The 11,779-nt window shown below is 66.3% G+C and carries 10 protein-coding genes and 1 pseudogene; 4 read left to right on the top strand and 7 right to left on the bottom strand.

All coding sequences use genetic code 11. The features are described from left to right. Positions 1–34: 34 nt before the first annotated feature. From E8L99_RS07155 to E8L99_RS07125, 7 genes and pseudogenes are all read right to left on the bottom strand, one after another. On the bottom strand, positions 35–709 hold the full coding sequence (locus E8L99_RS07155) for an AroM family protein (RefSeq protein ID WP_168201600.1): 675 nt from the start codon (positions 707–709) through the stop codon (positions 35–37). Between the two features lie 2 nt (positions 710–711). After that, on the bottom strand, positions 712–1,710 hold the full coding sequence (locus E8L99_RS07150) for an ABC transporter ATP-binding protein (protein ID WP_137098893.1): 999 nt from the start codon (positions 1,708–1,710) through the stop codon (positions 712–714). Next, a complete protein-coding gene (locus tag E8L99_RS07145; protein ID WP_137098892.1) occupies positions 1,710–2,759 on the bottom strand; it encodes an extracellular solute-binding protein in 1,050 nt (349 codons plus the stop codon). The genes E8L99_RS07150 and E8L99_RS07145 overlap by 1 nt, the downstream gene beginning before the upstream one ends. 26 nt (positions 2,760–2,785) lie before the next feature. Beyond that, complete coding sequence (locus tag E8L99_RS07140; RefSeq protein ID WP_137098891.1) at positions 2,786–3,586, bottom strand: ABC transporter permease; 801 nt, start codon at positions 3,584–3,586, stop codon at positions 2,786–2,788. After that, complete coding sequence (locus E8L99_RS07135) at positions 3,583–4,467, bottom strand: ABC transporter permease (protein ID WP_137098890.1); 885 nt, start codon at positions 4,465–4,467, stop codon at positions 3,583–3,585. The genes E8L99_RS07140 and E8L99_RS07135 overlap by 4 nt, the downstream gene beginning before the upstream one ends. Continuing rightward, entirely contained in the window at positions 4,460–5,236 is a 777-nt protein-coding gene (locus E8L99_RS07130; RefSeq protein WP_137098889.1) for an IclR family transcriptional regulator, read from the bottom strand. The genes E8L99_RS07135 and E8L99_RS07130 overlap by 8 nt, the downstream gene beginning before the upstream one ends. Positions 5,237–5,436: 200 nt before the next feature. After that, a pseudogene (locus E8L99_RS07125) lies at positions 5,437–7,071 on the bottom strand (methyl-accepting chemotaxis protein); the annotation flags it as partial. A 280-nt stretch (positions 7,072–7,351) separates the two neighbouring features. On the opposite strand from E8L99_RS07125, the gene E8L99_RS07120 reads away from it, so the two are divergent. The 4 genes from E8L99_RS07120 (at position 7,352) to E8L99_RS07105 (ending at position 11,751) form a co-directional block, all read left to right on the top strand. Beyond that, the gene (locus E8L99_RS07120) at positions 7,352–8,149 is read left to right on the top strand and encodes a crotonase/enoyl-CoA hydratase family protein (RefSeq protein WP_137098887.1); all 798 of its coding nucleotides are present in this window, start codon (positions 7,352–7,354) and stop codon (positions 8,147–8,149) included. Positions 8,150–8,214: 65 nt separating this feature from the next. Then, positions 8,215–10,080, top strand: coding sequence for a feruloyl-CoA synthase (locus E8L99_RS07115; protein ID WP_137098886.1), 1,866 nt, complete (start codon positions 8,215–8,217; stop codon positions 10,078–10,080). Continuing rightward, the gene (locus E8L99_RS07110) at positions 10,077–11,327 is read left to right on the top strand and encodes a thiolase family protein (protein WP_137098885.1); all 1,251 of its coding nucleotides are present in this window, start codon (positions 10,077–10,079) and stop codon (positions 11,325–11,327) included. Before E8L99_RS07115 ends, E8L99_RS07110 begins: the two co-directional genes overlap by 4 nt. Before the next feature lie 4 nt (positions 11,328–11,331). Then, a complete protein-coding gene (locus E8L99_RS07105) occupies positions 11,332–11,751 on the top strand; it encodes an acyl-CoA thioesterase (protein ID WP_137098884.1) in 420 nt (139 codons plus the stop codon). Positions 11,752–11,779: the final 28 nt, after the last annotated feature.

Here is an 11,779-nt window from a genome sequence, read left to right as displayed (position 1 = left end):
GGCAAGGCGCGGCCTTGAAGGGTTGGTTGAGGCGTCAGCTCAGCATCTCGTCGAGCACGCGGGCGGTGGCGGTGATGCCGAGGATGGTCGGCACGTCACCCAGCACGTCCTTGACGCCTGCCTTGGTGGCCGGCGTGTAGCTCATGCAGTCCATGGCCACGAGATCGGGCGCCTTGGCCTTGAGGCGGGCCGCGGCGGCGGCGATCTCATCCGCGCCAGCGCTTGGCCTCAGTGCCTCGAAGACGATCTCAAGGCCGGGCCGCGCCCATTTGGCCGAGAGCTTCTCGCCCTGCTCGACCAGCGGCAGCAGAAGGCCGAGCCGGCCCTGCGGCAGCAGGGCGGCGGCAAGGCCGTTCAGCACGCGCGATGGGAACAGCACCCCGGCATCGCCCTCCATCGGCGGGAAATCCCCGGTGCAGGCATAGACGATGGCGTCGGCCCCATGGGCCCGAAGCTTGGCCAGGACAGCCGGCGAGCGCTCGATGACATGGGCCTTGGAGATCTTGACGTCCTGGCCACCGCGCAGCCGTGTGTAGAGCGTGTCGGCCCCCGAAAGCGGTGGGCGGGCGGCGATCTCGTCGTCGCTCAGACCGTCCAGCGCACCGCGGAGGATGACCCTGGTCCCAGCCGGGGCGTAGCTCGCGAACAGGTCCGCGATGTCGTCGCGCGGCGCCTGGCCGATGGTCGCAATGCCGAGGGTGAGCGCCATGGTCATGCCTCCAGGTGAACGGCATCGGCGGGGCTCCACGAGAGCCCAACCTCGTCGCCGACAGCGCGCACGGGGCGCTCGCCGACATTGGTCTCCTTGGCCAGCATCTGCCGGCCGTCAGCCGTGATGATCCGGTAGAGCGTCTGGCCGCCGAGGAAGTTGGCGCTTTCGACCCGACCCGACACCTGGGCGCCGCTCGCCGCACCCAGCACGATCTTCTCAGGGCGGACGGCGAGTGCCTTGCCGCCGGCGTCTTCCATCAGGTTGATCTCGCCGATGAAGTCCGCCACGAAGCGCGTGCGCGGCCGCTCGTAGATCTCGCCGGGCGTGCCGACCTGTTCGATCCGGCCGGCATTCATCACCGCGATCCGGTCGGACATGGCGAGTGCCTCCTCCTGATCGTGGGTGACGAAGACCAGGGTAACGCCAAGCTCCTTCTGCAGCTGCTTCAGTTCGAACTGCATCTGCTGGCGGAGCTTGCGGTCGAGCGCGCCCAGCGGCTCGTCGCAGAGCAGGACCGGCGGCTTGATGACGGTGGCACGCGCCAGCGCCACCCGTTGCTGCTGGCCGCCCGAGAGCTGGCCGGGCTTACGGTCCTCGTAGCCGGTGAGAGCCACCAGGGCGAGCGCCGCCTTCACCCGTTCGGCGATCTCGGCCTTGTCGATACCGCGCATCCTGAGGCCGAAGGCGACGTTCTCGGCGACCGTGCGATGCGGGAAGAGCGCATAGGACTGGAACACCATTCCCATGTCGCGCTTGTGCACCGGCACGTCGGTGACATCCCGGTCACCGACGAGGATGCGTCCGGCATCGACAGTTTCGAAGCCGGCTATCATTCTGAGCGTCGTGGTCTTTCCGCAGCCGGAGGGTCCGAGCAAAGAAAAAAATTCGCCCGGCTGGATGTCCAGCGTCACCGCGTCGACGGCCAGGGACTGGCCGTCATAGCTCTTGGACACGGCATCCAGCCGGATCGACGCCGGCGATGTTGTGATGGCCGACATCAGCCCCTCAGGATGCGCGCAACGCGCAGGTCGATGTCGTCCTTGCGGGCATTATACCACTTCCAGTCGACCTGGATCAGCTTGGCGACCTTCTCAGGCGTGTTGAACAGCTTCGCGTCATATTTGGCGTCGAGCTGCACCTTGGTGTTGGACGGCGAGTACCAGACGCCTTCCGCCAGCCGCTTCTGAACCGCCGGACGGAGCATGTAATCGACATAGGCGTAGGCGAGTTCCTTGACCTTGGAGCCCGGCGTCACCGTCAGGACCTGCTCGAGCGACAGCACGCCTTCAGTGGGAATGGCGAAGTCGACCGGCTCGGTGCCGCTGTCATAGCGATAGATGCCGCTGTCATGGATGACGCCCATGGTCACTTCCGCCGAGAGCAGCGCCTTTTCCATCTGCCCGGTAAAGTCGAACAGCTTGATCGGCTTCAGCGCTTCCAGCGCCTTGTAGGCTGCGTCGAGATCGTTGAAGCCGCGGCCATAGATCTTGCCGAGCATCATCAGATGGGCCTGGCCCAGCGAATTGACCGGAATGATGTAGCCGCCGCGCTGTCCGGCGAGCTTCGGGTCGGCGAGATCCTTCCAGGAGGTCGGCTTGACCAGACCCTTGTCGGTGCGGAAGCCGAGGCCGATGGCCGAGGTGAAGATCGAGACACCGACCATCTTGTCGCTGTTGGCGTAGGGGTAGACGTCCTTGATGTTGGGGACGTTCTTCGCGTCGAACTTGGCTTCGACGAGGCCCTCTTCCAGCGCCTTCCACTGCTCGTTGGAATTGGCGTGCAGCACGTCGTAGATCGGGTTCGACTTCGGGCTTGCCTGCAGCTTGGGCAGGAAGGGGAAGGCCTGGTCGGGCGAGACCGTGCATTTGAACTCGCGCTCGAAGGCGGGCAGCAGCTCGCTCTTCATGATGTCGCCCCACTTGCCGCCCCAGGTCGTGATCTTGAGGGTGGCCGCCTGGGCATTGGCGATGTGAGGCGCGGCAAGCACGGTCGCCATGGCGGCGCCGGCCTTCATGAGAGTTCTGCGATTCATGGTCTTGGCAGTCATGAGGAGCCTCCTGTCGGGTCTCGGCGTCACAGCTTCACATAGGCCTTCAAGCCAATGACCTTCTCGAGCAGCACCACCACCGAGACGGCCATCAGGATCGACACCATGGATGCCGCCGCGATGGCGCCATCCAGGTCGAATTTCATGTAGTTGAACAAGACGACCGGCAGCGTCTCGCCTCTGGGCGGCACCAGGAACAGCGAGATCGGGAACTGGTCGAAGGAGACGATGAAGGCGAAGATGCCGCCGGCCATCACGCCGGGCTGGATCAGCGGCAGCGTCACCTCGAAGAAGACCCGCGTCGGCGTTGCGCCATGGACGGCGGCGGCCTCTTCGATCCGGCGGTCGAAATTGTGCAGCACGGCCAGCGTCGTGCGCAGCACATAGGGCACCGCGACGAGCGTATGGCCCATGATCAGACCCCAGACCGGGCGGCCGATGTCGAGGATCAGATAGAGCTGGAACAGTGCGAGGCCCGTCAGGATCGCCGGCAGCATGAGCGGCGACATGAAGAAGGCGGTGAGGAGGCGCGCGCCCGGCAGGTTGCCGCGTGCCAGCGCCAATGCGCAGAGCCCGCCAATCAGCATGGAGAGAACGAGCACCGCCAGCGCCACCCGAAAACTCAGCCAGAAGGCGTCCATGAATTCCGGGCTCGACAGGAACTTGTCGAACCAGCGCCAGGTGACGCCGACCGGAGGAAACGAGATGTAGGGCGTCGGATTGAGCGCGAAGACCGTGACGATGGCGATCGGCGCCAGCAGGAACGTCAGGATCGCGCCGTTCAGCGTATAATAGGCGGCATTGCCAAGGTCGAAGCGGCGCTTCATGCCATCTTCTCCCCGCCGGCGAACCGTCCGAGCACGTTGTTGTAGGCGATCACCACCACCAGCGAGACGCCAAGCAGGATGATACCGAGCGCGCCGGCAAAGCCCATGTTGAAGCTCGCGCCGACCTGCTGGTAGATCAGCATGGGCAGGGTGAGTACGTCAGTCCCGCCCATCAGGAACGGCGTGACATAGGCGCTGATCGAGAGCGCGAAGACCAGCAGCGAGCCCGCGAGAATGCCCGGCAGGCTCAGCGGCAGGGTCACCTCGATGAAGGCGCGGACGCGGTTGGCGCCAAGGTTGCGCGCCGCCTGTTCCAGACGCTCGTCGATGCGGCCGATGACGCCGGTCAGCGTCAGCACCATGAACGGCACGTAGATGTGGACTAGCGCCAGAATGGTGCCGAACTCGTTGTACATCAGGCGGATGGGCTCGTTCGTCAGTCCCCAGGCCATCAGGGTCTGATTGATGACGCCGCGGTCCTGCAGCAGCGTCATCCAGGCGAAGGTGCGCACCACGATGCCGGTGAGCATGGGGGCAATGACCGCCATGAGCAGAAGCGCATGGCCAAGCCTGGAGGGGATGCGCGCCATCCAGTGGGCGAGCGGGTAGCCGATCAGCAACGAGGCCAGCGTGGTGATCACGCCGATGCGCAGCGTCGCCACCAATGCCTCGAAATAGAGCGAGTCGCCGAAGAAGCGCTCATAATGCCGGGTCGTGAAGAAGACGTTCGGGTTGTTGGCGGGGTTGCCGCTCAGGAACGACAGCAGCGCCATCGTGCCGAAGGGCATGATGAAGAAGATGATGAACAGCAGAATGGCCGGGCCAAGCGCCCAGGCGATCGGCGATACGGCGGTGCGGCGGGGGCGTAGAACGTCAGCCATGGGCCCGCCTTTGCAAAGGCGGTGCCGGGCGCACGTCGCCGAAGCGCTCTGACAGCCGCGCTGCCATGTCGACCAGCATGGCTGCGAGCCGGCGGCGCTCTCCGGGCTCGAGCTGGGCAGCCGAGAAGGCGATATAGGGCGCGTAACCGAGCCCATGGCTCTGCTCGCCGATGGCGACAGAGATGCCGCAGAGACCGGCCAGCGACTCGTCGTTGGACTCATCAAAGCCGAGCACACGCGCCTTCTGCACCCGGGCCATGAGGTCGGCGACATCGCCCGGCGCATTGGGCCGCGGCGGGGCCGGAAAGGGCGTGAACCGGCGGCGGATCTCATCGTCGGGCAACCGGGCCAGCAGGACCCGGCCGGTCGAGTTGGCGGCGGCCGGACCGCGCGTGCCGGGCGGCGTCACCACCCGCAGCGGATGGGTGCCGGGCCGGCTCCTCAGCACCACAATATCGGTACCGTCGAGCATCGAGATCCCGGTCGAATAGCCGGTCTGGCGGGTGATCTCCTGCAGTTCCGCATCGGCGGCCTCGAGAAGCGGCTCGCCTGCGGAATATTGCCGGCCGAGTTCGAGCATGAGCAGACCGGCGCGGTAACGGCGGGTCGCCTCGTCGCGCTCCAGGAGGCCAAGCCGCGCCATGTCCTTGAGCAGGCGGGACGATGAGCTCTTCGGCCAGCCCATGGCCGTCGACAATTCACCCACCGCCACATCGCGGCGGTCGCGCTTCAGCCAATGGAGGACGGCAGCCGCGTTGGCGAGGCTCATAAAAGTTCCACTATTTGGAACAACGTTCCGATATATTGAACTGTACGAAGCGTTTCATCAGCCTGTCAATCGGCGCCCGCGCATAACAGAACCGGCGCGGTCAGAGCGATCTGTCGCTCCGCCGCGCCGGGAAATTCTCCAACGATTTCAGGGGATGCGCCGGAGCGATCCCGGAACAGGAGAGAGGTGTCGCTCCGAGATCAGGCCCGCTTGCGACGATCAGGACCAGCGAAGTCCGCCGAGCGCTCCTTGCGCCGGTCGAGCGGACCGGAGCGCAGGGCATGCAGGAAGTCGCGCACCTCTTCCGACAACTTCTGTGACTGATCCTGCAGATGGCCCGAGCGGGTGCGCACCGTCTCCGCCGTCTCCGTCGTCTGTTCGACGATGGTGGTCACCCGGGCGACACTCTCGCTCAAGGTGCCGGTTCCAACCGCCGCGACCTGAGCGCTGGACGAAATCTCGCGGGTTGCCAGCGACTGGCTCTCGACCGCCTCGGCGATGCCATCGGTGATGGCTGCCACGTCGCCCATGGTGCGGGCGATCTGCTCAATGGTCGCGACCGCCGCTTCGGTGGATTTCTGGATGCCGGTGACATGACCGGCGATCTCGCTGGTGGCGTTGGCGGTCTGGCCTGCGAGCTGCTTCACCTCCTGGGCGACGACAGCAAAGCCGCGGCCCGCCTCGCCGGCACGCGCCGCCTCGATGGTGGCATTGAGCGCCAGGAGATTGGTCTGCGCCGCGATCGCCTGGATGAGGCCCACGACATTGCCGATCTTCTGGCCGGCCTCGGCCAGCGCGCGGATCTGCTCCACCGAGGTGCTGGTCACCTCGCGGGCCCGACCGACGATATCGGAGGCCTCGCCAACCTTGGCGGTGATGTCCTCGATGGAGGTGGCGAGCTCTTCCGAGGCCGCGGCCACGCTCTGCATGCTGCCGGACGTGTTGGCGGAGGCCGCCTCGGCCTCGCCGACGCGGGCGATCGCGTCATTGGCGATGGAGGTCAAAGCCTCCGAGGAGGCACCGAGTTCGCCGACCGTCGCATTGGTCGCACCCAGCACGCCCTCGACGGACACCTTGAAGGTCTCGAGCATGGTGCTCAGCCTGGCATTGTAGGCGACCTTGTCAGCCTCGGCCTCCTTGGCCTGGACCTCAAGGGCTTCGCGCTCGACGGCATTCTGCTTGAACACCTCGACGGCCGCCGCCATGGCGCCGATCTCGTCGCGCCGCGTCAGCCCCGGCGTCTCGACGGCCAGATCGCCAGCCGCCAGCCGGTTCATCGTCGACGTCATGCCGCTGATCGACAGCGAGATGCCGCGGGCGGTCTTCCAGAAGATCAGGCCTGCGAGCAGCACGATGCCCGCGACAATGCCCAGACCCTGCTTCGCCGCGCTCCAGACCTGGGCCTGAAGATCGTCGACATAGACGCCGGTGCCGATGACCCAGCCCCAGGGCTGGAAGCCGACCACGTGGGAGAGCTTGGGCTGCGGCGCGGTGGCGCCGGGCTTCGGCCACATGTAGTCGACGAAGCCCTGGCCCTTCTCACGGACGACGCGGGCGAACTCGACGAAGATGCGCTTGCCGTTCGGATCCTGGAAGGCGGACTGGTCCTGACCGTTCATGTCGCGGCGGATCGGATGCATGATCATCCGCGCCTGCAGATCATTGATCCAGAAATAGTCGTTGGACCCGTAGCGCAGCGCCGCGATGCGCTCGGCGGCACGGGTGCGCGCCTCAGCATCGGTGCCCTGCCCCTTGGCGGCCAGAGCGTGCTCCTCCTTGGCGACCGACAGGGCGATCTCGACGAGGTGGCTGAGCTCCACTTCCTTCTGGCGTGTCAGGTTGTCCCTGAGCTCGACCAGCTGAAGCCCGACGATGGCGCAGCATGACAGGACGAACAGTGCGAGCAAGGCATAGAGCCGATGGCTGAGGCTTGGCTTGGGGAGGCGCATGGGACATCCGGCTGCTGCAGAGAGGGCTCGGCGGTTTCGAGATACCCTTAGGTGAGCCGTTAATGCTGAATGGGCCGTTAAGACGCACACATTCTCATCGGCCATGCGGAGGCTTGCCTCGCAAATTAGTTATCGTATATAATCATTATCTCACGGAGTCCGGACCATGCCGCAGGCCGCTGCCGCCCGCCCTGTTACCCAGCCGCTGCTCGTCGAGCTGAAGGGGCCGGTGCTGAGCATCGGCATCAACCGGCCGCACAAGCGCAACGCGCTGGACGACGCCACCGTGCTTGCCCTGGAGGCCTGCTTTTCTGCCATTCCCGACGGCATTCGCGTCGCGGTCATCCATGGCATCGGCGACCATTTCTCCGCGGGTCTCGACCTGTCCGAGCTGACCACCCGCGACGTCACCGAAGGCGTGATGCATTCGCGCATGTGGCACCGCACGTTCGACCGCATCCAGTTCGCACCCGTGCCGGTGGTGGCCGCGCTGAAGGGCGCGGTGATCGGCGGTGGGCTGGAGCTTGCCTGCGCCTGTCACATCCGCGTGGCTGAAGCCTCCACCTTCTACGCCCTGCCCGAGGGCCAGCGTGGCATCTTCGTCGGCGGTGGCGGGTCGATGCGGCTGCCGCGGCTGGTTGGCGCGGCGCGCATGGCCGACATGATGCTGACGGGACGAACCTACCGCGCCGAGGAGGGTGTGGCCCTGGGCTTCTCGCAATATCTGGTCGACGAGGGCCAGGGCCTTTCGACCGCATTCGACCTCGCCGCAAAGATCGCCACCAACGCGCCGATGACCAATTTCGCCGTGGTGCAGGCCCTGCCGCGCATCGCGGAGGCCGACCCGCAGACGGGCCTCCTGATGGAATCGCTGATGGCCGCCGTCGCGCAGGCCGATGGCGAGGCCAAGACCCGGATCCAGGACTTTCTCGCCAAGAAGGCCGGCAAGGTCCGCCCGGCCTGACCGCACGTTTCGCAAGCGCCTCATCCAAGAAGGCGCGGTGAAGACCACCAGGGAGGAGAAGCGGCATGAATGCCGTGACCGCGCATCCTTTGCGCCCGATCCGCTTCGGCGGCACGACCGTGGACGTCGAGAGACGGGCCGATGGCACAGTGATCGTGCGCCCCTGTGCGCCGCTCAGCCCCTATCCCGACCGGTTGAGCGACCTGTTCGTTCACTGGGCGGAGACCGCGCCCGACCGCGTCTTCGTGGCCGAGCGGAAGGCCAATGACGGCTGGCGCTCGGTAACCTATGGCGAGGCCCTGCCGGTGGTTCTGTCGCTGGGCACGGCGCTGCTGAAGCGCGGGCTGAGTGCCGAGCGGCCGCTGGCGATCCTGTCCGGCAATTCGGTCGATCACGCGCTGCTGGCGCTGGCGGCGCTGCATGCCGGCGTGCCCTATTGCGCGATCTCGCCGGCCTATTCGCTGGTCTCTAAGGATCACGGCAAGCTGAAGCATGCGATAGCGCTGCTTACCCCAGGCCTGGTCTATGTCGAGGATGCGGACGACTATGCCGGCGCGCTCAACGACGCTGTTGCGACCGATATCGAGGTGGTCGCGTCTCGCGGCCAGGCCGGCGTCCGGCCGGTGACGCCGCTCGCCGCCCTGCTGCGCGAAGTCGATGGTCCGGCGGTGGCGGCTGCCCATGCCGCGACCGGTCCCGACACGATCGCCAAGTTCCTGCTGACCTCCGGCTCCACCGGCGTGCCAAAGGCGGTGATCAACACCCAGCGCATGCTCTCGGCCAACCAGGTCATGCTGCGCGAGACGCTGGCCTTCCTGAAGGACGAGCCGCCTGTCATCGTCGACTGGCTGCCGTGGAACCACACATTCGGCGGCAACCACAATGTCGGCCTGACCATCTTCAACGGCGGCTCGCTCTATATCGACGACGGCAAGCCGGTGCCGGGCGGCATCGAGGCGACCGTCCGCAATCTCCGCGAGATTGCTCCAACCGTCTATTTCAACGTGCCCAAGGGCTATGAATCGCTGGTCGCCCATCTGCGCACGGACGAGGTCCTGCGGCGCTCGTTCTTCGCCCGCCTGCACTGCATGTTCTTTGCCGGCGCATCCTTGGCGAGCCACGTCTGGCGCGCGCTCGACGAGATCGCGGTGATGGAAACCGGCCATCGCATTCCCATGCTGACCGGCCTCGGCTCGACCGAAACGGCACCCTTCTCCATGTCGGTGACGCCGGAGACCAGCCGCTCCGGTCATGTCGGCCTGCCCGTCCCCGGCAACGAGATCAAGCTGGTGCCGTCTGGCGCCAAGCTGGAGGTTCGCGTGCGGGGGCCGAACGTCACGCCCGGCTACTGGCGGCAGCCGGAAGCGACCGCGGCAGCCTTCGACGAGGAGGGGTTCTACAAATTTGGCGATGCTCTGAAGCCGGTGGACCCCAACGATTTCGGCCGCGGCTTCGACTTCGACGGCCGGATCGCCGAGGACTTCAAGCTCGCCACGGGCACCTGGGTGAGCGTCGGCCCAATGCGCGCACGCGTGGTGACAGCCCTGGAGCCGCTGGTCCGCGATGTGGTGCTGGCGGGCATCGACCGTGACGATCTCAGCGCCATCCTGATCCTCGATCTGGAGGGTGTGCGGGACGCCTGCCCCAATCTTTCTCCGGCAAATGACCTGAAGACCATCGCCGCTGATCCCGCACTGCGCCAGATGCTGCAGACGAAGCTCGACGCACTTGCGCGGACGGCGACCGGCTCGGCCACGCGGGTGACACGCGCCGTCATTCTCGATGCGGCCCCCTCCATCGATCGCGGCGAGATCACCGACAAGGGCTCGATCAACCAGCGCGCCATGCTGGACCATCGCGCAGGCCTCGTCGCCGAACTCTATGCCGACCCGCCACTGCCCCACATCCTCGTTGCGAGCCAAGCCACATGAGCCAGTCCCCTCCCCGTGCCGTCACCGCTTCCTGGACCGATGTCGTTCTGGTGGACGGCGTCCGCACGCCCTTCGTCGACTACAATGGCGCGCTCGGCCTCGTCTCGCCGATCGATCTCGGCATCAAGGTCGGCCGCGAGGTCCTGAAGAAGACCGGCATCGAGGGCGAGGCGATCGGCACGGTCATCTGCGGCTCGATGGCCCAGGCGAGCTATGACGCCTACATGCTGCCGCGCCATGTCGGGCTCTATTCCGGCGTGCCCATCGAGGTGCCGGCTCATCTGGTGCAGCGGGTCTGCGGCACCGGCATCGAAGTGCTCAGCCAGGCCGCCGATGCGGTGCAGCTCGGCCGGGCGGACGCGGCGCTGTGCGTCGGCGCGGAATCGATGAGCCGCAATCCGGTCGCCGCCTACACCCATCGCGGCGGCTTCCGCATGGGCCAGGTCGAGTTCAAGGATTTCCTCTGGGAAGCGCTGCTCGATCCCGCCGCCAATGTGGCCATGGGCGGCACGGCCGAGAACCTCGCCCGCCGACACCAGATCAGCCGGGCCGAAGTCGATCAGTTTGCGGCGCGCTCGTTCGCGCGTGCGGTCGCAGCCCAGGAGAGCGGGTTCCTGGCCGGCGAGATCGTCGAGGTGACCGACGAGACCTTCGCCCGCGACGGTATCGAGCCGCGCGCCATCAAACTCAAGCGCGGCGACCATGTCACCGCCGACACCCATATCCGGCCCTCCTCGGTGGAAGCGCTGGCGAAGATCCGCCCGGCCTTCGGCGGCGTGCAGACCGGCGGCAATTCCTCCGCAGTGGTCGATGGCGCAGCGGCGGCTGTGGTGGCGAGCGCCGCCTTCGCCAAGGCGCGCGGGCTGTCGCCCTTGTCGCGGATCGTCGCTGCGGCAAGCGTCGGCGTGCCGCCCGAGATCATGGGCATCGGCCCGGTGCCGGCCATCCAGGCGCTGCTGGCGAAAGCCGGCCTGAGCCTCGCCGATATCGACCGGATCGAGATCAACGAGGCCTTCGGCGCCCAGGCCATGGCCTGCGCCCGCGAGCTCGGGATCGACGAGGACAAGTTCAACGTCAATGGTGGTGCGATCGCCATCGGCCATCCACTGGCGGCAACGGGCATTCGCCTCGCGGTGACAGTGTCCCGCGAACTGAAGCGCAACGGCCTGCGCTACGGCATTGCCTCGGCCTGCATTGGCGGCGGTCAGGGCATTGCCATGCTCGTCGAAAACATGAGCGCACGGTGACCCCATGAGCCTCGTCAACCGCCGGACCGTGATGATCGAATGGGGCGATTGCGACCCCGCCGGCATCGTCTGGTATCCGCGCTATTTCGGCATGTTCGATGCCGCCACCGCCCATCTGTTCGGCGCCGCCGGCTTTCCCAAGCCCGCCATGCTCAAGCGCTTCGAGGTGGTGGGCTATCCAATGGTCGATACCCGTGCCAAGTTTCTCGTGCCGTCGAAATTCGGCGACGAGATCATCATCGAAAGCCGGATTGCCGAATTCAGGCGGTCGAGTTTCGATGTCGAGCATCGCGTGCTGAAGGGCGAGACGCTGGCGATCGAGGGCTTCGAGACGCGGGTGCTGGTGCGGCGCGATCCCGACACCGGCGGCATCAAGGGCACGTCCATTCCGCAAGAGATCATCGACGCCTTTCAGACAGCCTGACATCACCGAACAACGAGACCGCGCCAAG

This window comes from Phreatobacter aquaticus (assembly GCF_005160265.1).
Lineage (GTDB): Bacteria > Pseudomonadota > Alphaproteobacteria > Rhizobiales > Phreatobacteraceae > Phreatobacter > Phreatobacter aquaticus.
This window is presented reverse-complemented; position numbering and strand designations above follow the sequence as displayed.

What these genes read in the sequence shown, in the direction of transcription:
- E8L99_RS07110 (WP_137098885.1), top strand. Translation starts at nt 10,077, where the DNA reads ATGAGCCAGTCCCCTCCCCGTGCCGTCACCGCTTCCTGGACCGATGTC.
- E8L99_RS07140 (WP_137098891.1), bottom strand. Translation starts at nt 3,586, where the DNA reads ATGAAGCGCCGCTTCGACCTTGGCAATGCCGCCTATTATACGCTGAAC.
- E8L99_RS07115 (WP_137098886.1), top strand. Translation starts at nt 8,215, where the DNA reads ATGAATGCCGTGACCGCGCATCCTTTGCGCCCGATCCGCTTCGGCGGC.
- E8L99_RS07145 (WP_137098892.1), bottom strand. Translation starts at nt 2,759, where the DNA reads ATGACTGCCAAGACCATGAATCGCAGAACTCTCATGAAGGCCGGCGCC.
- E8L99_RS07135 (WP_137098890.1), bottom strand. Translation starts at nt 4,467, where the DNA reads ATGGCTGACGTTCTACGCCCCCGCCGCACCGCCGTATCGCCGATCGCC.
- E8L99_RS07120 (WP_137098887.1), top strand. Translation starts at nt 7,352, where the DNA reads ATGCCGCAGGCCGCTGCCGCCCGCCCTGTTACCCAGCCGCTGCTCGTC.
- E8L99_RS07155 (WP_168201600.1), bottom strand. Translation starts at nt 709, where the DNA reads ATGGCGCTCACCCTCGGCATTGCGACCATCGGCCAGGCGCCGCGCGAC.
- E8L99_RS07130 (WP_137098889.1), bottom strand. Translation starts at nt 5,236, where the DNA reads ATGAGCCTCGCCAACGCGGCTGCCGTCCTCCATTGGCTGAAGCGCGAC.
- E8L99_RS07105 (WP_137098884.1), top strand. Translation starts at nt 11,332, where the DNA reads ATGAGCCTCGTCAACCGCCGGACCGTGATGATCGAATGGGGCGATTGC.
- E8L99_RS07150 (WP_137098893.1), bottom strand. Translation starts at nt 1,710, where the DNA reads ATGTCGGCCATCACAACATCGCCGGCGTCGATCCGGCTGGATGCCGTG.